The following is a 23,586-nucleotide window of genomic DNA, read 5'->3' on the forward strand; positions in this document are numbered from 1 at the left end:
AATGGAAAAGACAAACAGTCAGCTCGACACCGCATACGACCCAAAACAGATCGAACAGAAGCTGTACGATCACTGGGAGAATCAGGGTTACTTCAAGCCGAACGGCAACACCAGCCAGGAAAGCTTCTGCATCATGATCCCGCCGCCGAACGTCACCGGCAGCCTGCACATGGGCCACGCGTTCCAGCAGACCATCATGGACACCATGATTCGCTATCAGCGCATGCAGGGTAAAAACACCCTGTGGCAGGCGGGCACCGACCACGCCGGCATCGCCACCCAGATGGTGGTGGAGCGCAAGATCGCCGCGGAAGAAGGCAAAACCCGCCACGACTACGGCCGTGACGCGTTCATCGACAAGATCTGGCAGTGGAAGGCGGAGTCCGGCGGCACCATCACCCGCCAGATGCGCCGTCTGGGTAACTCCGTGGACTGGGAGCGCGAGCGCTTCACCATGGACGAAGGCCTGTCGAACGCGGTGCGCGAAGTGTTTGTCCGTCTGCACAAAGAAGACCTGATCTACCGCGGCAAGCGCCTGGTGAACTGGGATCCGAAGCTGCGCACCGCCATCTCCGATCTGGAAGTGGAAAACCGCGAATCCAAAGGTTCCATGTGGCACCTGCGCTACCCGCTGGCCGACGGCGCGAAAACCGCCGAGGGCAAAGACTACCTGGTGGTCGCCACCACCCGTCCGGAAACCGTGCTGGGCGATACCGGCGTGGCGGTCAACCCGGAAGATCCGCGCTATAAAGACCTGATCGGCAAAGAGATCATTCTACCGCTGGTCGGCCGCCGCATCCGCATCGTCGGCGACGAACACGCCGATATGGAAAAAGGCACCGGCTGCGTGAAGATCACCCCGGCGCACGATTTCAACGACTACGAAGTCGGCAAACGCCACGGCCTGCCGATGATCAACATTCTGACCTTCGACGGCGACATCCGCCAGGAAGCGGAAGTGTTCAACACCCTGGGCGAAGTCTGCACCGACTACTGCAACGAGATCCCGGCCGAGTTCCGTGGCCTGGAGCGCTTCGCAGCGCGTAAAGCGGTGGTTGCCGCCTTCGATAATCTGGGCCTGCTGGCCGAGATCAAACCGCACGACCTGACGGTGCCTTACGGCGACCGCGGCGGCGTGGTGATCGAGCCGATGCTGACCGACCAATGGTACGTGCGCACCGCGCCGCTGGCCAAAGTGGCGGTGGAAGCGGTCGAACAGGGCGAAATCCAGTTCGTGCCGAAGCAGTACGAAAACATGTACTTCAGCTGGATGCGCGACATTCAGGACTGGTGCATCTCGCGTCAGCTGTGGTGGGGCCACCGTATCCCGGCCTGGTATGACGTGAACGGCAAAGTCTACGTGGGCCGCAGCGAAGAAGAAGTGCGCAGCGAGAACAACCTGGGCGCCGACGTAGTGCTGACCCAGGACGAAGACGTGCTGGACACCTGGTTCTCGTCCGGCCTGTGGACCTTCTCTACCCTGGGCTGGCCGGAGCAGACCGAGGCGCTGAAAACCTTCCACCCGACCAGCGTGATGGTCAGCGGCTTCGACATCATCTTCTTCTGGATCGCGCGCATGATCATGCTGACCATGCACTTCATCAAGGATGAAAACGGCAAGCCGCAGGTGCCGTTCAAGACCGTCTACATGACCGGTCTTATCCGCGACGACGAAGGCCAGAAGATGTCCAAGTCGAAAGGCAACGTGATCGATCCGCTGGACATGGTCGACGGCATCTCGCTGGAAGATCTGCTGGAAAAACGCACCGGCAACATGATGCAGCCGCAGCTGGCGGAGAAAATCCGCAAGCGCACCGAGAAGCAGTTCCCGAACGGCATCGAGCCGCACGGCACCGACGCCCTGCGTTTCACCCTGGCGGCGCTGGCCTCGACCGGCCGCGACATCAACTGGGACATGAAGCGCCTGGAAGGCTACCGCAACTTCTGTAACAAGCTGTGGAACGCCAGCCGCTTCGTGCTGATGAACACCGAAGCGCACGACTGCGGCTTCAACGGCGGCGAGAAAGTGCTGTCGCTGGCGGATCGCTGGATCCTGGCCGAATTCAACCGCACGGTGAAAGCCTACCGCGAAGCGCTGGACACTTACCGCTTCGATCTGGCGGCCAACATCCTGTACGAATTCACCTGGAACCAGTTCTGCGACTGGTATCTGGAGTTGACCAAGCCAGTGGTGAGCAACGGCAGCGAAGCGGAACAGCGCGGCACCCGCCACACGCTGATCACCGTGCTGGAAGCGCTGCTGCGCCTGGCGCACCCGATCATTCCGTTCATCACCGAAACCATCTGGCAGCGCGTGAAGCCGCTGACCGGCACGACCGCAGACACCATCATGCTGCAGCCGTTCCCGGCCTACGACGCCACGCTGGAAGACGAGCAGGCGCTGAACGATCTGGAGTGGATCAAGCAAACCATCATCGCCGTGCGCAACATCCGCGCCGAGATGAACATCGCGCCAAGCAAAGCGCTCGACGTGCTGCTGCGCAACTGCAGCGCCGACGCCCAGCGCCGCGTACAGGAGAACCAAAGCTTTATCGCCCGTCTGGCGCGCCTGGAATCCATCGCGCTGCTGCCGGCCGGTGAGAAAGGCCCGGTCTCCGTCACCAAGCTGGTGGACGGCGCCGAGCTGCTGATCCCGATGGCCGGTTTCATCGACAAAGACGCCGAGATCGCGCGCCTGGCGAAAGAGATGGGCAAACTGGATGCGGAAATCGCCGCGATCGAAGGCAAGCTGGCGAACGAAGGCTTCGTGGCGCGCGCGCCGGAAGCGGTGGTCGCCAAAGAACGCGATCGTCTGGCGGCCTGCAAAGAAGGCAAAGTGAAGCTGCAGGAACAGCAGGCGACCATCGCCGCGCTGTAATCCACCGGCTCACGCCAACGCCTGAAAAACAGCGGGGTCTTCCCCGCTGTTTTTTTATCGCCGTTGCATCCGGGCCGGGTTAGGTGTTATTACAAGATATTACTGCTGCAGGGACGCCGCCGGGAAATAATCCCCGGCGCGTTTCGTGCTGCGATAAAAACGAAAAACGAACGTGGTCTCTTTCAATGGCGAGTGTAAACATGACAACAGCAACCCCGGCGCGCCTGCTGGTGCGCCCCATCACGGCGGAAGACAATGCCGCCATTGCTCACGTCATTCGCGAAGTCTCCGCCGAGCACGGCCTGACGGCGGATAAAGGCTATACCGTCTCCGATCCCAATCTGGACGCCCTGTATCAGCTCTACAGCCTGCCGCGCAGCGCTTACTGGGTGATCGAGGTAGACGGCCAGGTCGCCGGCGGCGGCGGCATCGCGCCGCTGCAGGGCGGCGCAGACGATATATGCGAATTGCAGAAGATGTATTTCCTGCCGGTGTTGCGCGGCAAGGGATTGGCGAAACGCCTGGCGCTGCAGGCGCTGGATTTCGCCCGCCAACACGGCTTCCGCTGTTGTTACCTCGAGACCACCGCCAGCCTGACGCAGGCCGTTGCGCTGTACGAACATCTGGGCTTCGAACACATCGACCACGCGATGGGCGCTACCGGCCACGTCGATTGCGAAGTCACCATGCTGAAAACGCTGTAATCGCCCCCGCCTTCACATCAGGGTGCAGCTTGCTGCGCCTTTTTTATTAATATCGCAATCAATCAGTAAAACTCGCTATAACGCCGTATTTCAAGCAGATAAACTGACGTTAAAAACCACGATGTAAATTTAATGTGAAGTTCGTTAATAAATTAACGATCGCAAATTGACCGCTTTTTCCCCCGCGTTACTCTGCCAGTATCCCAATCGCGCACGGAGAGCTGTCATGTCGGAAAATACCTTTGATTACATCATCGTCGGCGCCGGTTCCGCCGGCTGCGTGCTGGCGGCGCAGCTGATCCGCCGCACCCAGGCGCGGGTGCTGCTGCTGGAAGCCGGCGGCGACGACAATAACCTGTTCATCAAGATGCCGGCCGGCGTGGCCAAGATCATCGCCAAAAAGAGCTGGCCCTACGAAACGGAGCCGGAACCGCACGCCAACAACCGCCGCATGCAGATCGCGCAGGGCAAGGTGCTGGGCGGCAGCAGTTCGGTCAACGGCATGATCTACCTGCGCGGTCAGCCGCAGGACTACGACGACTGGGCCGAGCGCTATGGCTGCACCGGCTGGAGCTACCGGGAGGTGCTGCCCTATTTCAAACGCGCCGAGGCCAACGAAAGCCTGTCGGACGACTACCACGGCGCCGACGGGCTGCTGCCGGTCAGCGAAAACCGCTACCGCCACCCGCTCAGCATGGCGTTTATCCGCGCCGGCCAGGAGCTGAACCTGCCCTATCGCAACGACTTCAACGGCGACAGCCAGCACGGCGTCGGTTTCTACCAAACCACCACCCACAACGGCGAACGCGCCAGCACCGCCCGCACCTACCTGAAGGCGGTGCGCGACGAACGGCGGCTGGTGGTGAAACTGAACGCCCTGGCGCATCGGCTGACCTTCGAGGGCAACGTCGCCACCGGCGTGGTCTACAGCCAGAACGGCGGCGCGGAAGTGACCGCGCGCGCCACCAAAGAGGTGATTGTCAGCGCCGGCGCCGTCGGTTCGCCGAAGCTGCTGATGCTATCCGGCATCGGCCCGCGAGACCACCTGCAGCAGCTGGGCATCGAGGTGCGGGCGGATCTGCCGGTGGGCAAAAACTTCCACGACCATCTGCACATGTCGATCAACGTCAGCACCCGCGAGCCGATCAGCCTGTTCGGCGCCGATCGCGGCCTGCAGGCGCTGAGCCACGGCGCGCAGTGGCTGGCGTTTCGCAGCGGCGTGCTCTCGTCCAACGTGCTGGAAGGCGCCGCCTTCACCGACAGCCAGGGCGACGGCCGGCCGGACGTGCAGATTCACTTCCTGCCGCTGCTGGACAGCTGGGACGACGTGCCCGGCGAGCCGCTGCCGAACATTCACGGCTTCACGCTCAAGGTCGGCTACCTGCAGCCGAAGGCACGCGGCGAAGTGCTGCTGCGCAGCAGCAATCCGCACGATCCGGTCAAGCTGCACGCCAACTACCTCGGCCACCCGGACGATCTGGCCGGCAGCGTGCGCGCGGTGAAGTTCGGCCTGGGCTTCCTGCAAACCGCGGCGCTGAAGCCGCTGATCAAGGATCTGCTGATGCCGCAGCCGGAGTGGACGCGCGACGAAGCGCAGCTGGAAGAGTTCGTGCGCAACTTCTGCAAGACGGTGTATCACCCGGTGGGCAGCTGCCGCATGGGGCCGTCGCCGCAGGACGCGGTGACCGATCCGCAGCTGCGGGTGCACGGATTTGAGCAGTTGCGGGTGATCGACTGCTCGGTGATGCCGCAGCTCACCAGCGGCAACACCAATGCGCCGACCATCATGCTGGCGGAAAAGGCGGTGGATCTGTTGCTGGGCGCGCCGCAGTAAGGGCGCGCCTCAACGTCAGGCGGCGGCGGGCACGCCGCTGTGGAAACGCAGCTCGCTGTCCGGCGACAGGATCAGTTCAGCTTCGAGGCGGCCGAAATGCGCCACCCGTTCGCTGATGTCGCCGCCGGCGATCTGTTCCGCCAGCGTCAGGTAGTCCTGATAATGGCGCGCTTCGGAGCGCAGCAGCGAGACGTAAAAGCGGTTCAGCTCGTCGTCCAGGTGCGGCGCCAGTTTGGCGAAGCGTTCGCAGGATCGCGCTTCGATGTAAGCGCCGCAGATCAGTTTGTCGATCAGCGTCGCCGGATCGTGAGTGCGGATCTCGCGGATCATCCCCTTGGCGTAGCGGCTGGCGGTGATCTTGCGATACGGGATCCCACGCGCCTGCATGATCTCCAGCACCTGCGAGAAGTGATGCAGCTCTTCCTTGATCAACAGCACCATGCGATCCGCCAGATCCTGGCCGTAGGCCGAGCCGTTTTTCGGCAGGATCTTGCGGGTGAACTGGCCCTGGCGAAACAGCGTGTCCGGCGCGCCCTGCGCTTCGTGCAGAAACGCCTCGTAAGGGCGCAACAGCGCCAACAGCGCGTCGCCGCTCTCTTTGTCCGCCACGTAGCGGCGGATCAGCCACATGCCGGTCTGCGCGGCTTTCAGTTCGCACACCAGGTGGTCAGTCAGCAACAGCTGCAGGTTTTCCGGACGGCGCGCGGCGTCGATCCAGGCGTCGGGCGTTTCACAGTGCAGGAAGCTTAAAATCGGGGCTAACAGGGATTGGTATGTCATCGGCTTAATTGCCCTATGTATTTCAAGTTGCAGCTAGGCGGCCAGCTCACTCATCCCCAGGAGCTTACTTAGGTAAGTGACTGGGGTGAGGGAGTGCAGCCAACAACGCTGCAGCTTGAAAGACGACGGGGATATCAGGGGCCGGCGAAAGCCAGCCCACAGGTATTGATCGGAAAGGGATTAGTGGCGTTTACCGTCGTCGTCTTCGTCGATGTAGTCGCCGTCTTCGTCATCCTCACCGTCTTCACCGTTCGGATCTTCGAAGTAGGTGCCCCAGCCGTCGTAGTTGACGCCGCAGCGTTCCGCCAGCGCCACCAGCTGCTCGACCTGAGCGTCGATCAGTTCGGCGTTCAGGCCGACTTCGCTGATCACGTCGCAGCACATCACCAGCGAGCCGTCTTCCACTTCCAGCTCTTCGGCGTCGGTCACTTCGTAGCCCAGCTTGAAGGCTTCAACGGCGGCCTGCTCCAGAACCTCAAATTTCTCGGCGGACAGATGGTGCTCGATGGTGTAGAGCGCGTCCGGATCGCTGCCGTCTTCCAGCAGTTCTTCGATGATCAGGCGGGTCTCTTCACGTTGTTCTTCCAGCAATTCGCGGTTTGCCATGCCTATATCCTCAAGTCAAATGGCCTTCATTCCTTCTATTTTCACACACCGCCGACATTGCTTCCACGATAAACGTGAAAGATTTCCTCGTTGGGGTTGAATTTGAATATTCATACATATAAAGTGAATTTTAATTCAATTAAGCAATCAGGGAATCGGACTATGAGCACCGGCAATGCGTTCTACCAACGTCACTTTCTGAGGTTAATGGATTTCACCCCCGCCGAGCTGCAGGCGCTGCTGAAACTGGCGGCCGATCTGAAGCAGGCCAAGAAGCAGGGGCAGGAACAGCGCCGGCTGCAGGGCAAAAACATTGCGCTCATCTTCGAAAAAGACTCGACCCGCACGCGATGCTCTTTCGAAGTTGCCGCATTCGATCAGGGCGCGCAGGTGACTTACCTCGGCCCGAGCGGCAGCCAGATCGGCCATAAGGAGTCGATGAAAGACACCGCCCGGGTGCTGGGCCGCCTGTACGACGGTATTCAGTATCGCGGCTACGGCCAGGCGCTGGTGGAAACCCTGGCGCAGCACGCCGGCGTGCCGGTGTGGAACGGCCTGACCGACGAGTTCCACCCCACCCAGCTGCTGGCGGATCTGCTCACCGTGCAGGAGCACCTGCCGGGCAAGGCGCTGAGTGAAGTGAAACTGGCGTACGTCGGCGACGCGCGCAACAACATGGGCAACACGCTGCTGGAAGCCGCCGCGCTGGCGGGCATGGATCTGCGGCTGGTGGCGCCGAAGGCCTGCTGGCCGCAGCCGGAGCTGGTGGCCGAGTGCCAGGCGCTGGCGCAGCAAACCGGCGCGAAACTCACCCTGACCGAAGACATCGCCGAAGGGGTGCAAGACGCCGACTTCCTCTACACCGACGTGTGGGTCTCGATGGGTGAACCGAAAGAGACCTGGCAGGAGCGTATCGCGCTGCTGCGGCCGTATCAGGTCAACATGGCGATGCTGAAGCTGACCGGCAACCCGAACGTGAAGTTCCTGCACTGCCTGCCGGCGTTCCACGACGATCAAACCACGCTCGGCAAGCAGATGGCGCAACAGTACGATCTGCACGGCGGCATGGAAGTGACCGACGAAGTGTTCGAGTCGGCGCACAGCGTGGTGTTCGATCAGGCGGAAAACCGGCTGCACACCATCAAGGCGGTGCTGGTCGCCACCCTGAGCGAAACCCTCTGACAGTCCTCCCCTCCGCCCTGACGCCCCCGGCCAGGGCGGCTAATATATTCCAGGAATATCAAATAGCGGATTGACCTTTGCTCACCGCCGGCAAAGGCTCTACCGTGACAGGCCGACGGCGCCCGCGCCGTAAAAACCAACGATAACAAACCGTTCTCAGCGCCGCCTGGCGGCGCCTTCAGGGGATACACACCGATGAAAGCCAAACTCTTGCCGCTGTTCCTGCTCGCCGCCCTGCCCGCCGCCGCGTTAGCCGCCACGCCGCCGAATACGCTGGTGGTGGTGCAATCGCTGGATGACATCGTCAGCCTCGATCCGGCGGAAGCCAACGAACTCTCCAGCATCCAGACGGTGCCCAGCCTGTATCAGCGGCTGGTGCAGGCGGATCGCGACGATCCGGCCAAGGTGGCGCCGGTGCTGGCGGAAAGCTGGCAGAGCGATGCGGCGGCCAAAACGCTGACGGTGAAACTGCGGCCGCAGGCGACGTTTGCCTCCGGCAACCCGCTGACCGCCGACGACGTGATCTTTTCCTACAGCCGCGCGGTCAAGATGAACAAGTCGCCGGCGTTCATCCTCAACGTGCTCGGCTGGCAGCCGGACAACATCGACGCGCAGCTGAAGAAGATCGACGAACATACGGTGCAGCTGCGCTGGACGGCGGACGTCAGCCCGGCGGTGGCGCTGAATATTCTTTCGACGCCGATCGCCTCGATCGTCGACAGCAAGGCGGCGCTGGCCAACGTCAAAGACGGCGACTTCGGCAACGCCTGGCTGAAAATGCACTCCGCCGGCAGCGGCCCGTTCAAGATGCGCGTCTATCAGCCGCATCAGGCGATCGTGCTGGACGCCAACCCCACCACGCCGGGCGACAAGCCGCAGCTGAAAAACATCATCATTAAAAACGTGCCGGATCCGGCCACCCGCCGCCTGCTGATCCAGCAGGGCGACGCCGATATCGCCCGCGAACTGGGCGCCGATCAGACCGACACGCTGAAAAACCAGCCGGGCGTCAAGGTGCTGGAGATCCCCTCCGCCGAACAAAACTACCTGGTGTTCAACACCGGCAACGGCGCCAATCCGCTGCTGAACAACCCGGCCTTCTGGGAAGCGGCGCGCTATCTGGTGGATTATCAGGGCATCACGAAGGATCTGCTGAAGGGCCAATACTTCGTGCACCAGAGTTTCCTGCCGGTCGGGCTGCCGGGCGCGCTGGAGACCAACCCGTTCAGCTACGATCCGGCCAAGGCGAAAGCCATCCTGGCCAAGGCGGGCATCACCCACGCCACCTTTACGCTGGACGTAGAGAACAAGCCGCCGTTCATCACCATCGCGCAGGCGCTACAGGGCAGCTTCGCCGCCGCCGGCGTGAAGGTCGAGCTGCTGCCGGCGGCGGGCAGCCAGGTTTACTCCCGCGTGCGCGCCAGGCAGCATCAGGCGGCGATCCGCCTGTGGATCCCGGATTACTTCGACGCCCACTCCAACGCCAGCGCCTTCGCCTACAACGACGGCAAAAGCAGCACGGTGGCCGGGCTGAACGGCTGGCAGATCCCGCAGTTGAACCAGCAGACGCTGGCGGCGCTGGCCGAAGCCGATCCGGCCAAGCGCCGCGCGCTGTACACCGCCATGCAGCAGGAACTGCAGCGCAGTTCGCCGTACGTGTTTATCGATCAGGCCAAAACCGAAGTGGTGCTGCGCGACAACGTCAAAGGCTACCAGCAGGGGCTGAACGCCGACATGGTCTACTACGATCGCGTCAGCAAATAGCCGGCGTGTGCCCATCGCCGGCCAATCGATTGCGGGGCGGCAAAAAACGGCGTTTTAACGCTTGCAGTGGCGAAAAGCGCGAGTATAATGCGCCACAATTTGCCAGGAGAAAGTATGAAAAACGACGTTTGTTTTGTTAGCCGCAATCGACAAAACCGACTGCCTATCGGCGGCCAGCTGCCGTTGTTTCTCCTGTTGCTAAACCGATCGTTTCAAGCCCCTCATTGAGGGGCTTTTTTTTGCCTTGAGAATATCCCAAAGTCCCGCGCCACGGGCACGCGTCGAGGAGGAGTGAAAAATGGCCAACCCGCTGTATCACAAACACATCATCTCTATTAACGATCTCAGCCGCGAGGATCTGGAGCTGGTGCTGCGCACCGCCGCCGGTCTGAAAGCCAATCCGCAGCCGGAACTGTTGAAACACAAGGTGATCGCCAGCTGCTTCTTCGAAGCCTCGACCCGTACCCGCCTGTCGTTCGAAACCTCGATGCACCGTCTCGGCGCCTCGGTAGTCGGTTTCGCCGACGGCAGCAACACTTCGCTCGGCAAGAAAGGCGAAACCCTGGCCGACACTATCTCGGTGATCAGCACCTACGTGGACGCCATCGTGATGCGCCACCCGCAGGAAGGCGCGGCGCGCATGGCCGCTGAATTCTCCGGCAATGTGCCGGTGCTCAACGCCGGCGACGGCGCCAACCAGCACCCGACCCAGACCCTGCTGGATCTGTTCACCATCCAGGAAACCCAAGGGCGCCTGAGCAACCTCAGCATCGCCATGGTCGGCGACCTGAAGTACGGCCGCACCGTACACTCGCTCACCCAGGCGCTGGCCAAGTTCGAAGGCAACCGCTTCTACTTCATCGCCCCTGACGCGCTGGCGATGCCGGCCTACATCCTGAAAATGCTGGAAGAGAAAGGCATCGAGTACAGCCTGCACAGCAGCATTGAAGAAGTGGTGCCGGAGCTGGATATTCTCTACATGACCCGGGTACAGAAAGAGCGCCTCGATCCTTCCGAGTACGCCAACGTGAAAGCGCAGTTCGTCCTGCGCGCCGCGGATCTGGCCGGCGCGCGCGCCAACCTCAAGGTGCTGCACCCGCTGCCGCGCATCGACGAGATCGCCACCGACGTGGATAAAACGCCGCATGCCTACTACTTCCAACAGGCGGGCAACGGCATCTTCGCCCGCCAGGCGCTGCTGGCGCTGGTGCTCAACGCAGATTTGGCTCTTTAAGGGGGAACCGCCATGACTCACGACAACAAACTGCAGGTCGAAGCGATCAAATGCGGCACGGTGATCGACCACATTCCGGCGCAGATCGGTTTCAAACTGCTGACGCTGTTCAAGCTGACCGCCACCGACCAGCGCATCACCATCGGCCTGAACCTGCCCTCCAACGCGCTGGGCCGCAAGGATCTGATCAAGATCGAGAACACCTTCCTGACCGAGCAGCAGGCCAACCAGCTGGCGATGTACGCGCCGAAGGCCACGGTAAACCGCATCGATAACTACGAAGTGGTGCGCAAGCTGACCCTCAGCCTGCCTGACCACATCGACGGTGTGCTGACCTGCCCGAACAGCAACTGCATCAGCCGCAGCGAGCCGGTGGCGTCGAGCTTCAGCGTGAAGCCGCGCGACGGCGAAGTGCACCTGAAGTGCCGCTACTGCGAGAAAGAGTTCGAGCATCAGGTGGTGTTGCAGGCCGACTGAATTCTGCCCTTTTAGCGGGAGCGGCGCTGTTAATCTGCGCGTCACTCCCTATAATGGGTGCCTGAAAATAACTCTACCCACGTTGCTACCCACCGAATTTCAAGCTGCGGCCGACCGCGCGGCGGCGTGAAAGACAACGGGTCTATCAGGAGAAAACATGTCACGTAATATCAGCACTGAACTCGCCCCGGCAGCCATTGGTCCTTACGTGCAGGGCGTTGATCTGGGCAGCATGATCATCACTTCCGGCCAGATCCCGGTCGATCCGAAAACCGGCGCCGTCGCCGACGACGTGGCCGCTCAGGCGCGCCAGTCGCTGGAAAACGTCAAAGCGATCGTCGAAGCCGCCGGCCTGAGCGTTGCGGACATCGTGAAAACCACCGTGTTCGTGAAAGATCTGAACGACTTCGCCACCGTCAACGCCGCGTACGAAGCCTTCTTCACCGAGCACAGCGCGCCGTTCCCGGCCCGCTCCTGCGTGGAAGTGGCGCGTCTGCCGAAAGACGTGAAGATCGAAATCGAAGCCATCGCCGTGCGTCGTTAATCGACACGCTCGCGAATGACGGTCAGCTTCGGCTGGCCGTTTTTATTGGTAAGAATTTTATTAATCCAATTAATTTATAGCGATAGCGTAATACCGCTCACATTTACAATCCCACAATAAAAATACGCCTATAATTATTTCTCACCCGGCCGGGTCATTGCTGTTTCATTTCGTTCACTCCGTGAATAATGACAGGAGATAACCATGGCACCTAGCGTATTGGATTATTTTATCCAACAAGCTTCCCGTTATCCGGAAAAAACCGCCGTCATCGGCGATAATAAACATCTGACCTACCGTCAATTGGATGAAGCCAGCAGCGCACTGTGCACGCGCCTGAAACAGGAAGGGGTTCGGCCCGGCGATGCCGTGCCGCTGGTCGCGCAGCGCACGGTGGAATTGCCGATCGGCATGATGGCGATCGCCAAGGCCGGAGCCTGTTATATTCCCATTGACGCCCGCTATCCCGAACGGCGCATTCGCAATATTATCGAACAAAGTGGCTCGCCGATAATCCTCTTCAGCAACCATGACGCTCGTGTAAATATCGACAACCTCCCGCGCAAAGTCCTTTCCATTGATAATATTTCCCTGACTAAAGTTTCCATAACTGTATTTTCCCCTCCGCCCTCCGATGCGCTTGCCTATATTATTTTCACCTCCGGCACCACCGGCGCGCCCAAAGGCGTCATGATCGAACACCGTTCGCTGTTAAACCTGCTCCTCTGGCATAACCAACGTTTCGCGATGGATGAACACAGCCGTTCCACGCTGATTGCCGGCGTCGGTTTTGACGTGGCGCAATGGGAAATCTGGGCACCGCTGATCTGCGGCGGCACCCTGTATCTGCCGCACGAGGAGACCCGCCTGCAGCCGGACGCATTGCTGGCCTTCTTCGCCCGGCATCGCCTCACCCACGCCTTTGTCCCTACGGTATTGGTGCCGGAGGTCATCGGCGCGCCGCAGCCCGCCGGGCTGGCGCTGAAATACCTGTTCACCGCCGGTGAAAAGCTGAATCCGCTCGAGCTGCGCGGCATCGACTATGCAGTGGTGGATTACTACGGCCCGACGGAGGCCACCATCTTCGCCACCTGCAACCGCGTGCGCTGCGCGACGCAAAACCCGCCGTCCACGATTGGCCGGCCCATCGCCGATACGCAGGTATTCATCCTCGACGAGCGCCTGCGGCCGGTAACCGACGGCGAATCTGGCGAGCTCTGCATCAGCGGCCTCTGCCTGGCGCGCGGCTACCTGAACGCCCCGCAGCTGACCGCCGAGCGTTTTGTCACTTCGCCGCACGTCGGCGGCCAGCGCTTGTACCGCAGCGGCGATCGGGCGCGCCGCTTGCCTGACGGCCGCATTCAGTACCTGGGGCGCCTCGACGCCCAGGTCAAAATCCGCGGCAATCGCGTAGAACTCGGTGAAATCGGCAGCCTGATGACGCAGGTCTCCGGCGTAAAAACCGCCATCGCCCTCGTCAATCAAACGGACAATCCGAGCGACAAGCGGATCCTGGCGTTTTTGACCGGTGAAGATCCCGGCAGCGATCTCATTGCACGGGTTAAACGGCAGCTTCAGGATCAGCTGCCCGCCTACTCTCTGCCCGCCGAGTACCGGCATCTGGATCGGTTGCCGATCAACGCCAACGGTAAAATCGACCAGGCGGCGCTGTTGGCCCTGGCGCCCGAGGCACGGCCGGCCCCTGCTGAACCGCTCAACGGCCACCAGCGGATCGTCGCCGATCTGTGGCGCAGGCTGCTGAAAATCGATCATATCCGCGCCGACGATGATTTCTTCGCGCTGGGCGGGCATTCGCTGCTGGCGGCAAACCTGGCAAACCAACTGGGTAAAGCGTTCGCGGTCAAAACCTATGTGCGTGATATCTATGCATACCCGAACCTGACGACGCTGGCGCAGGCGATGGCGCAACGCCAGGGACAAGAACAAACGTCTGAACCTCAAGACGGCGAGCCGGCACGCGCCTTGCAGGATGACGTGTATTTGCCGTCGGATCTCGTCATCGATTCGACATTCGATGCGCGGCAAATCAGCGCGCCGCGCGCCATTTTGCTGACCGGCGCCACCGGCTTCGTCGGCGCGCACCTGTTGGCCGATCTGCTGCACACCACCGACGCCGAGCTGTACTGTCTGGTGCGCGACGGCACCAAACTGCCGCCGAGACAGCGGCTGGAGGCGGTGCTGCAGCGCTACCGGATCGCGTTGAGCGCCGGGCAGCGCGCACGCCTCCATATCCTGCCCGGCGACGTGGCGGAACACCATTTCTCGCTGGCACCGGCGGCTTACCGGGTGTTATGTCAGGATATCGATCTGATTTACCATTCGGCCAGCGCGGTGAATTTTATCCAGCCTTACGCCTACATGAAGCGCGACAACGTGCAGGGCCTGCGGGAAATCATTCGTTTCGCGGCGCATAGCCGCACCAAGCCACTGATGCTGCTGTCGACCATATCCGTTTACAGCTGGGGGCATCTGCACACCGGTAAGCGGGTGATGCGGGAAAGCGACGATATCGATCAAAACCTGCCGGCGGTCAGCCGCGATATCGGCTACGTGCGCAGCAAATGGGTGATGGAGAAGATCGCCGATCTGGCGGCGAAGCAAGGCCTGCCGCTGATGACCTTCCGCCTGGGCTACGCCACCTGCCACAGCCGCACCGGCGTCAACGCCGATTACCAATGGTGGGGGCGGCTGGTGAGAACCTGCATCAGCAGCGGCACGGTGCCGGATTTACGGGATCTGCGCGAAGGGTTGACCACGGTGGATTACATGACCCGGGCCATCGCCCACGTCTCTCGCAACCCGCAGGCGCTGGGGCAGAAATTCAACCTGATCCATCAAGGTGACAATAATCTGACGCTGCGTGAGTTTTTCAGCCTGCTGGAGCGCGAGTTCGGTTATCGCTTTCATCCTCTGCCCTTCGCACAGTGGCGGGCCCAATGGGAAAACGACAGCGACGCGCCGCTGTACCCGCTGCTCAGCCTGTTCAAGGATCCTATGGTGGACGAGCTATCGACGGTGGAGCTCTATCAAGACACCTATCGGTGGGACTGCAGCAACCTGCAACGCTTCCTGCAGGGCAGCGGCATCGATGAACCGCGCTTCACCCGCCAGCTGCTGCTGAATTACCTGCAGCACGCCATCGGGTATGCGCCGCTGTCGCTTCGGGCGTAACGAGACCGGGGCTCAGCTGGCCGAGCCCCGTCACCCTCACTCCGTTTTAAGCCCCCGCAGCAGCGCCTCCAGCGGGTACACCGCCGCAATCACCACCTCGTCGCGCGTCTGCGCCGCCGCATCCAGCTGGCGCTGCGCTTGTTCGGCCTCGGCCCGGCTCAGCGGTTTGCCCTGCTGATGGCGATCCAGCAGCGTTAAGCCCAGCGTAGCCAAGGCATCGACGTCCTGCGCCACCGGCGCCAGATCGCGCAGCGTGCGGTTGCCCGCGATCGCCATCTGCAATGCCGCGCCGTTCGCCTGCCAGCGCTGCAGCCGTTCGCGCAGCGCCTGCGCCGCCGCCTTATCGCGCTTATCCTGCAACAAGGCCGCGACCTGTGCCTGCATCTCACGTACCGCGCCGCTCTCCGGCGGCAGCGCATCGGCAAAGCGGTTCAGCGGTTCGAACTGGTGATAGTTGCCGGCCTGGAACTTCAGGTGCTGGCGGGTGTAATACTGCGCCGGCTCCACCGCCTCGGCCAGGATCTGCAGCGGCACGATCTGCACGCTGTTGCTCAATCGGGTGAATTCGCGCGCCGTTTCCGCGTGCTGCTGCAGGCCGACCGACACCACCGACCAGGCGTCGATCGCCGCCAGCCGCCGGTACATGTTGTTTTCGTCGGTGACGTCCTGCGCCGACCACAGCCGCTCCGCCACCGCAAAGGCGCGCGGCCACAGCTTGAGATCGAGAAGCGGCGCGCGCACGTTTTCCGCCCACAGCGCCGCTTCGCCGCCGAGAATGTTGGCCTGCCCTTTCTCGTCCGGCACCACCGGCATCTTGCCCGCCGGCACCGCCGCCAGCTTGTCGCCGCGGGTGGGGTAACGCACGTTGCCGACCAACGTATAGCCGCTGAGCTTGTCCTGCTGCAGCGTGAACACCGGCCGCGTGTCGCCCATCCAGGTATCAACGCGGAACGTCACCTGCTGCGGCGTGCGCCAGACGATGTCGTGCACCGCGCGGCGCGACTTGCCGTTGAAATCGATAAAGCCGCGCCAGCCCTGTTTGCCCTCGATCAGCGTGAAGCTGCCCTCCACCGCGCTGCCCTTCAGGCGCGGCATGCTGAAGCCCCAGCTTTGCGCCTGCTCGCCGGCTTGCACCGCCGTCTCGACCCCCAGCGGCTGCGGCAGAATTTCATTGCGGTAGTGATAGGCGGTGCTTTGCGGCTGATCGAGGTAGAAACCGGTGGAGAGGATGCCCTGATAGCCGTCCTGCGCGCTGGCGCCCAGCGAGTCTTGCCCCTGCCAGGACTGAATGACGATCGAGCGCGGCAGCGACGGATGATAGATCTCGTCCCAGCCGACCATCTGCCGCTGGTGCTTCTCGAGGATCTTTTCCAGCTTCTGGTTGAAGTAGGCCTGCAGCGCATGGGTATCCGCCAGCCCGTTCTTCTGCATAAACGCCTGAATCGACGGCGACGCCCGCCACTGGCTGGCGTCCACCTCGTCGCCGCCGATGTGCAGATAAGGATCGGGGAAGATCGCCGCCAGCTCGCCGACGATCGTGTCGACAAACTGATACACCTCGTCGCGGGTCGGATCGAGCGTCGGCTTATGCACGCCCCACTCGCGCTCCATCCGATACGGCCCCGGCGCGCTCATCAGGTCGGGATAGGCCACCGCAATACTGGAGGCATGCCCCGGCATGTCGATCTCCGGCACCACGCGAATGCCGCGCGCCGTGGCGTAAGCCACCACCTGCCGCATCTGCTCGCGGGTGTAGAACTGGCCGTCGCTGGCCTGCTGTTGCAGCTTGGGATAATGCTCGGAGGCAAAGCGCCAGCCCTGATCGTCGGTCAGGTGCCAGTGGAACACGTTAAGCTTGGCCGCCGCCATGCCGTCGAGCTGGCGCAGAATGTCCGGCAGCGGCAGGAAATGACGCGCCGAATCCAACAAGACGCCGCGCCACGGGAAGCGCGGCACGTCGCGGATATCCACCAGCGGCAGGAAGGTATTTTGCCCGTCGGTCTGCAGCAGCTGCAGTAGGGTCTCCATGCCGCGCAGCGCGCCGAAACGCGTGTTGGCGGTCAGCGTGGCGCCCTGCGGCGTGACCGCCAGCCGGTAACTCTCATCGCTGCCCGGCAGCGGCTGCGCCGCCACCCGGTCCTTGATCACCACCTTGATCGCCGCGCCGTTCGCTTCTTCCATCGGCGCCAGCGTCCAGCCGGTCTGCAGTTCGATGCGCTGGCGCCAGCGCGGCAGCGCGTCGCCCAGATCGTCGCCCTGCAGCGTCAGAGACAAACGGTGATCCAGCGCCAGCTTGCCCGCCGGTTGCGTCACTTCCACCTGCTGCGGCCAGGGCATCAGCGGCAGATCGCCGGCCGGCTGCGCCAGCGCGCCGCAAGAAAACCATAACGATGAAGCCAGTAGCGTATAACGGAAAGGTCTGTGCATCGGAAATTCCTCAGAGGAAAAAAACAAAATATCCCCAATGAATTTCAAACCACCGCTAGGCGATAAACAACAACGCGGTGGCTTGAAAGGCGCAGGGGAAAACAGCCAACGCTGTAGATAAAGACTCAGCCCAGAACAGATGTCCAACCGTTGCGGTGAAAAAGCGGACGGGATCACAGTTGCCCCCTCCCGGCCGGAGGGGGCGAGCGGGTTATTGCCAGCCGTAGCGGCGCACGAACCAGCCTTTCACGCACTGGGTCAGCACCATGTAACCGACGAGGATCAGCACCAGCCACGGGAAGTAGCCGAGCGGCAGCGCCTGCAGCTGCAGGAAGCCGGCCAGCGGCGAGAACACCAGGCCGATGCCGGTGGCGATCACCGCCAGCGTCATGATGCACAGCGGCCAGGACGGGCGGCTCTGGATAAACGGAATTTTGCGCGTGCGGATCATGTGGACGATCAACGTTTGCGACAGCAGCCCTTCCACGAACCAGCCGGACTGGAACAGCGTCTGCATTTCCGGCGTATTGGCCTTGAATACCCACCACATCAGGCTGAAGGTCAGCACGTCGAAGATCGAGCTGATCGGCCCGAAGAACACCATAAATCGCCCCAGATCGGCGGAATTCCAGCGCTGCGGCTGGGTGATCTGATCGTCGTCGACGTTATCGAACGGGATGGCGATCTGCGAGATGTCGTACATCAGGTTCTGAATCAACAGATGCAGCGGCAACATCGGCAGGAACGGCAGGAAGGCGCTGGCGATCAGCACGCTGAACACGTTACCGAAGTTGGAGCTGGCGGTCATCTTGATGTATTTCAGCATGTTGGCGAAGGTACGGCGCCCTTCGATCACCCCCTGCTCCAGCACCATCAGGCTTTTTTCCAGCAGGATGATGTCCGCCGCTTCCTTGGCGATGTCCACCGCTGAATCGACGGAGATGCCGATATCGGCCGCGCGCAGCGCCGGCGCGTCGTTGATGCCGTCGCCCATAAAGCCCACCACGTGCCCCTGGCGGCGCAGCAGTTTGACGATGCGCTCTTTGTGCAGCGGCGTCAGCTTGGCGAACACCGTGGTGCGCGCCGCCGCCTGCGCCAGCTGCTCGTCGTCCATCTGCTCGATCTCGCTGCCGCGCAGCAGGTGCTCGGCCGCCAGCCCGACGTCCCGGCACACTTTGGCGGCCACCAGCTCGTTGTCGCCGGTGAGGATCTTCACCGTGACGCCGTTCTGTTTCAGCGCCGCCAGCGCCGGCGCGGTGCTCTCCTTCGGCGGATCGAGGAAGGCGACGTAGCCTTCGAGGATCAGATCCGACTCGTCCGCCACGCCGTATTCATGGGTTTGCGCCGGCAGGATCTTGTTGGCCACCGCCACCACCCGCAGCCCCTGCTGGTTGAGATCGTCGGTGATGCGGCGAATACGCGTCAGCAGCGCCTCGCTGAGCGGGATCACCTCGTCTTCGTGGCGCACGTGGCTGCAAATCGCCAGCATCTCTTCCAACGCGCCCTTGCACACCAGCTCGTGATACTCGTTGTCCTTGGCTACCACCACCGACATGCGGCGGCGCACGAAGTCGAACGGGATCTCATCCACCTTGCGGTAGTGCTGCAGCGCTTCCGGCTGCTGATTTTGCTCCGCGCAGCTCAGCACCGCCACGTCGAGCAGGTTTTTCAACCCGGTCTGGTAGAAGCTGTTCAGCCAGGCGTAGCGCAGCACCCGCTCGCTGCTGGCGCCGAACGCATCGGTGTGGCGCTCCAGCACGATCTTGTCCTGGGTCAGGGTGCCGGTCTTGTCGGTGCACAGAATGTCCATGGCGCCGAAGTTCTGGATGGCGTCCAGGCGTTTGACGATCACCTTCTGGCGCGACAGCTTCACCGCCCCTTTGGCCAGCGTTGAGGTGACGATCATCGGCAGCATTTCTGGCGTCAGCCCGACCGCCACCGACAGCGCGAACAGCGCCGCTTCCCACCAGTCGCCCTTGGTGTAGCCGTTGATCAGCAGCACGATCGGCGTCATCACCAGCATAAAGCGGATCAGCAGCCAGCTGACCTTGCTGATGCCGCTCTGGAAGGCGTTCGGCTGCTGCTCCTGGCTGGTGACGCGCTGCGCCAGCTGGCCGAAATAGGTGCCGCCGCCGGTGCCGATCACCATCGCCAGCGCGGTGCCGCTGACCACGTTGGTGCCCATGAAGCACAGGTTCTGGCAGTCGAGCGGATCGGCCGCCAGCGCCTGCGGCGCCGCGGATTTTTCCACCGGCAGCGATTCGCCGGTCAGCGCCGCCTGGCTGATGAACAGATCCTTGGCCGACAACAGGCGCAGATCCGCCGGGATCATGTCGCCGGCCGCCAGCTTGACGATATCGCCCGGCACCAATTGCGCGATCGGCAGCTCCACGTGTTCGCTCTTGCCGGTGAGCGCATCGCTGCGGATCACCGTGGCGGTGTTGCTCACCATCGCTTTCAGCGCATCGGCCGCCCGGTTGGAGCGCGCCTCCTGGATGAAGTTCAGCAGCGTGGAGATCAGCACCATCAGCGCGATCACCAGCGCGCCGGTCAGATCCTCGGTGGCATAAGAAATCATGCCGAGCGCAGTCAGCAGCAGGTTGAACGGGTTGCGGTAACAGTGCCAGAGGTGCTGCCACCAGGCCTCTTTCTGCTGATCGTCGATGACGTTCTCGCCGCAGCGCCGGCGCACCTGTTCCGCCTCATGGGCGGTGATGCCTTCCGGGTGGCTGTGGAAACGCTCAAACAGCTGCATCGTCTCTGCGGTGGCGCATTCCAGCCGCTGTTGCGCCAGGCCGGCCGGCATATCGTGCGCAGCGCCGCCGACGCTGTCCAGCAGGCTGTCGCGGCGCACCAAACGGCGCGGAAGGCCGCGGGCGAACAGGCCCAGCAGCTGACGGGGGAGTTTTTTCAGTTTCATGGTTCGCACCTCGTCGCCCGGTGCCTCACGGCAGCGGGTAAACGGGGATCGTCATCGGCCGGGCGGATGGCGGGTGCGCCAAAAAGCCTCTGCCAACGCAGATCCTTATTCTTTTTTCAGCAGCAGGAGCGAACGACGAAGCGCGCGCCACCGGTTACCGTGATGTACTTCACCGGTAAAACAGCAGCGCCAGGCGGAAAGGTTTTACCGGTGAACCGAGTGAGTGTCTAAAGCGGTCGGGTCGGGGTCCATATGGGGAATCACCTCCGGTAAAGGGAAAAACAGAGCGGCAGGAGCGGCCGTTCAGCGCAGTGCAACAATCCCGTATTGCCTCAAGATCCGCGTGGGAAAATGAGCTATGCTGACGGGCATTGTTTTACAGGCCATTATGTTACGCCTGTCCACCTCAACGAAAAGTAAACCATGCAAAACCGGCTGACCATCAAGGACATCGCACGCCTGAGCGGCGTAGGCAAATCCACCGTCTCACGGGTGCTGAACAACGAAGGCAGCGTGAGCCCGCAGACCCGCGAACGGGTGGAAGCGGTGATCCGTCAGCAAGGGTTTACCCCCTCCAAGTCGGCGCGCGCCATGCGCGGCCAGAGCGACAAAGTGGTGGGCATCATCGTTTCCCGTCTCGATTCGCCGTCGGAAAACCAGGCGGTGCGCACCATGCTGCCGCTGCTGTATCAGCAGGGTTTCGATCCTATCGTGATGGAGAGCCAGTTCGAAACCCGCCTGGTGCAGGAGCACCTGCACGTGCTGCGCCAGCGCAACGTCGACGGCGTGATCCTGTTCGGCTTTACCGGGCTGACCGCGGCGATGCTCAAACCGTGGCAGGAAAAAATGGTGGTGATGGTGCGCGAATACGACGGCTTTTCGTCCGTCTGCTACGACGACGCCGGCGCGGTGAACCTGCTGATGGATCGCCTGTATCGGCAAGGGCACCGGCACATCGGCTATCTGGGGGTGCAGCTCAGCGACGCCACCACCGGCCAGCGCCGCTACCAGGCCTATCTCGACGCCTGCGAGCGCCTCAAGCTCACGCCGCGCGCCACGCTGGGCGAGCTGAGCTACCAGAGCGGTTTCCAACACGCCGCCGAGGTGATCGACCCGCACACCAGCGCGCTGATCTGCGCCTCCGACAGCATCGCCCTGGGGGCGATCAAATACCTGCAGCAGCAGCCGACGCACGCCATCCAGGTGTGCGCCATCGGCAACACCCCGCTGCTCAGCTTTCTGTTCCCCGACACCCTGTCGGTGGAGTTCGGCTACGGCAGCGCCGGCCTGCTGGCGGCGCAACAGCTGCTGGCGCAGCTCAACGGTGAACAGGGGATCCGCCGCCTGGTGGTGCCCAGCAAACTTTCCTGATTAAAAGACGACCATTTTTTGTCATTTTGTGATCCTCGCCCCAAACCGGGAACGTTCCCATTCCATAAAAAAATCCGAGTGACTAAGCTTTGATCATTACTCAGCCAACACCTCTGCAGGTATCCCATAATGAGCAAAGTAAAACAGCAGGATATTGATCGCCTGATTGTTTTGGTCGGCGGCCGCGAAAACATCGCCACCGTCAGCCATTGCATTACCCGGTTGCGTTTCGTCCTCAACGACCCCAGCAAGGCCAGCCCCAAGGAAATCGAAGAGCTGCCGATGGTCAAAGGCTGCTTCACCAACGCCGGGCAGTTCCAGGTGGTGATCGGCACCGACGTCGGCGACTACTATCAGGCGCTGATCGCCAGCACCGGCGTCAACGAGGCCGACAAGGAGCAGGCCAAGGTGGCCGCGCGCCAGAACATGACCTGGACCGAGCGCACCATCTCCCACTTCGCCGAGATCTTCTTCCCGCTGCTGCCGGCGCTGATCAGCGGCGGTCTGATCCTTGGCTTCCGCAACGTGATCGGCGATATCCCGATGTCCGGCGGCCAAACGCTGGCGCAGATGCACCCGGCGTGGAAAACCATTTACGACTTCCTGTGGCTGCTCGGTGAAGCGATCTTCATGTTCCTGCCGGTGGCCATCTGCTGGTCGACGGTGAAAAAGATGGGCGGCACCCCGGTGCTCGGCATCGTGCTGGGCGTCACCCTGGTGTCGCCGCAGCTGATGAACTCCTACCTGCTCGGCCAGCAAACGCCGGAAGTGTGGAACTTCGGCTGGTTCGTGATCCAGAAAGTCGGCTATCAGGCGCAGGTGATCCCGTCGATCCTGGCGGGCATGGCGCTGGGCTGGATCGAAACCCGGCTGAAAAAGATCGTCCCCGACTACCTCTATCTGGTGGTGGTGCCGGTAGTTTCGCTGCTGCTGGCGGTGTTCCTGGCGCACGCGCTGATCGGGCCGTTCGGCCGCATGATCGGCGACGGGGTTGCCTGGGCGGTGAAAGCGGTGATGACCGGCAGCTTCGCCCCGGTGGGCGCCGCGCTGTTCGGCTTCCTGTATGCACCGCTGGTGATCACCGGCGTGCACCAGACCACGCTGGCCATCGACATGCAGATGATCCAGAGCATGGGCGGCACCCCGGTGTGGCCGCTGATTGCGCTGTCCAACATCGCGCAGGCCTCGGCGGTGCTCGGCATCATCATCATCAGCCGCAAGGCCAACGAGCGTGAAATCTCGGTGCCGGCGGCGATCTCCGCCTATCTCGGCGTGACCGAACCGGCGATGTACGGCATCAACCTCAAATATCGCTTCCCGATGCTGTGCGCGATGATCGGCTCCGCGATCGCGGGCCTTTTCTGCGGCCTGGACGGCGTGATGGCCAACGGCATCGGCGTCGGCGGCCTGCCGGGCATCCTGTCTATCAAGCCGCAGTTCTGGCTGATTTACTCGCTGGCGATTCTGGTGGCGATCGTCATCCCGCTGGTGCTGACCATCATGGTCTACAAACGCAAGGCCGCCCGCGGCGAGCTGCCGGTTTAATTGACGCAAAATACGCAACATGAATGTAGGGGCTGGAAATACCCTATAGCTTTCGAGCTGCAGCTAGGCGGCAAGGGTGCAAATCCCCAGGAGCTTACTCAAGTAAGTGACTGGGGTGCAGCGCCGGC

15 protein-coding genes are annotated in these 23,586 nt (G+C 62.1%); 11 read left to right on the top strand and 4 right to left on the bottom strand.

Annotated elements, in window-relative coordinates; all coding sequences use genetic code 11:
• The first annotated feature begins 1 nt into the window (after position 1).
• The 3 genes from ACJ8HB_RS11695 to ACJ8HB_RS11705 all read left to right on the top strand — a co-directional run bounded on the left by ACJ8HB_RS11695 (position 2) and on the right by ACJ8HB_RS11705 (position 5,416).
• Entirely contained in the window at positions 2 to 2,878 is a 2,877-nt protein-coding gene (locus ACJ8HB_RS11695) for a valine--tRNA ligase (RefSeq protein ID WP_094859873.1), read from the top strand.
• A 200-nt stretch (positions 2,879 to 3,078) separates the two neighbouring features.
• Positions 3,079 to 3,582 carry a GNAT family N-acetyltransferase gene (locus ACJ8HB_RS11700; protein ID WP_016929277.1) on the top strand — a complete coding sequence of 168 codons (504 nt, stop codon included), beginning with the start codon at positions 3,079 to 3,081 and terminating at the stop codon, positions 3,580 to 3,582.
• A gap of 226 nt (positions 3,583 to 3,808) precedes the next feature.
• Positions 3,809 to 5,416: a GMC family oxidoreductase gene (locus ACJ8HB_RS11705; protein WP_033636871.1), complete on the top strand. Its 1,608-nt coding sequence runs from the start codon at positions 3,809 to 3,811 to the stop codon at positions 5,414 to 5,416.
• A gap of 15 nt (positions 5,417 to 5,431) precedes the next feature.
• Here ACJ8HB_RS11705 and miaE read toward each other — a convergent pair whose 3' ends face one another.
• Positions 5,432 to 6,196, bottom strand: a complete 765-nt coding sequence (gene miaE, locus ACJ8HB_RS11710) for a tRNA isopentenyl-2-thiomethyl-A-37 hydroxylase MiaE (RefSeq protein ID WP_015376459.1) — start codon at positions 6,194 to 6,196, stop codon at positions 5,432 to 5,434.
• A 180-nt stretch (positions 6,197 to 6,376) separates the two neighbouring features.
• On the bottom strand, positions 6,377 to 6,802 hold the full coding sequence (gene rraB, locus ACJ8HB_RS11715) for a ribonuclease E inhibitor RraB (protein WP_004933365.1): 426 nt from the start codon (positions 6,800 to 6,802) through the stop codon (positions 6,377 to 6,379).
• Positions 6,803 to 6,964: 162 nt separating this feature from the next.
• On the opposite strand from rraB, the gene argF reads away from it, so the two are divergent.
• The 6 genes from argF to ACJ8HB_RS11745 all read left to right on the top strand — a co-directional run bounded on the left by argF (position 6,965) and on the right by ACJ8HB_RS11745 (position 15,195).
• Positions 6,965 to 7,984 (top strand): ornithine carbamoyltransferase, encoded by a 1,020-nt coding sequence (argF, locus tag ACJ8HB_RS11720; RefSeq protein ID WP_060423000.1) that lies wholly within the window; start codon positions 6,965 to 6,967, stop codon positions 7,982 to 7,984.
• 195 nt (positions 7,985 to 8,179) lie between these two features.
• Entirely contained in the window at positions 8,180 to 9,748 is a 1,569-nt protein-coding gene (locus ACJ8HB_RS11725; RefSeq protein WP_094859874.1) for an ABC transporter substrate-binding protein, read from the top strand.
• A gap of 298 nt (positions 9,749 to 10,046) precedes the next feature.
• Positions 10,047 to 10,982, top strand: coding sequence for an aspartate carbamoyltransferase (gene pyrB / locus ACJ8HB_RS11730; RefSeq protein ID WP_033636864.1), 936 nt, complete (start codon positions 10,047 to 10,049; stop codon positions 10,980 to 10,982).
• Positions 10,983 to 10,994: 12 nt separating this feature from the next.
• On the top strand, positions 10,995 to 11,459 hold the full coding sequence (gene pyrI, locus ACJ8HB_RS11735; protein ID WP_033636863.1) for an aspartate carbamoyltransferase regulatory subunit: 465 nt from the start codon (positions 10,995 to 10,997) through the stop codon (positions 11,457 to 11,459).
• A gap of 157 nt (positions 11,460 to 11,616) precedes the next feature.
• On the top strand, positions 11,617 to 12,003 hold the full coding sequence (gene ridA / locus ACJ8HB_RS11740; protein WP_015376455.1) for a 2-iminobutanoate/2-iminopropanoate deaminase: 387 nt from the start codon (positions 11,617 to 11,619) through the stop codon (positions 12,001 to 12,003).
• Between the two features lie 204 nt (positions 12,004 to 12,207).
• On the top strand, positions 12,208 to 15,195 hold the full coding sequence (locus tag ACJ8HB_RS11745; RefSeq protein ID WP_094859875.1) for a non-ribosomal peptide synthetase: 2,988 nt from the start codon (positions 12,208 to 12,210) through the stop codon (positions 15,193 to 15,195).
• 36 nt (positions 15,196 to 15,231) lie between these two features.
• Here the strand turns inward: ACJ8HB_RS11745 and ACJ8HB_RS11750 are convergent, their stop codons facing one another.
• Positions 15,232 to 17,622: a beta-N-acetylhexosaminidase gene (locus tag ACJ8HB_RS11750; RefSeq protein ID WP_094859876.1), complete on the bottom strand. Its 2,391-nt coding sequence runs from the start codon at positions 17,620 to 17,622 to the stop codon at positions 15,232 to 15,234.
• Between the two features lie 211 nt (positions 17,623 to 17,833).
• Positions 17,834 to 20,542: a magnesium-translocating P-type ATPase gene (gene mgtA / locus ACJ8HB_RS11755; protein ID WP_094859877.1), complete on the bottom strand. Its 2,709-nt coding sequence runs from the start codon at positions 20,540 to 20,542 to the stop codon at positions 17,834 to 17,836.
• Between the two features lie 423 nt (positions 20,543 to 20,965).
• Between mgtA and treR the strand changes: the two genes are divergently transcribed.
• Positions 20,966 to 21,913, top strand: coding sequence for a trehalose operon repressor TreR (treR, locus tag ACJ8HB_RS11760; protein ID WP_033652784.1), 948 nt, complete (start codon positions 20,966 to 20,968; stop codon positions 21,911 to 21,913).
• Between the two features lie 129 nt (positions 21,914 to 22,042).
• A complete protein-coding gene (treB, locus tag ACJ8HB_RS11765; protein ID WP_094859878.1) occupies positions 22,043 to 23,458 on the top strand; it encodes a PTS trehalose transporter subunit IIBC in 1,416 nt (471 codons plus the stop codon).
• The last annotated feature ends 128 nt before the right edge of the window (positions 23,459 to 23,586 follow it).

Origin of the sequence: Serratia sp. CY27727 (genome assembly GCF_052169275.1) — a bacterium.
Lineage (GTDB): Bacteria > Pseudomonadota > Gammaproteobacteria > Enterobacterales > Enterobacteriaceae > Serratia > Serratia sarumanii.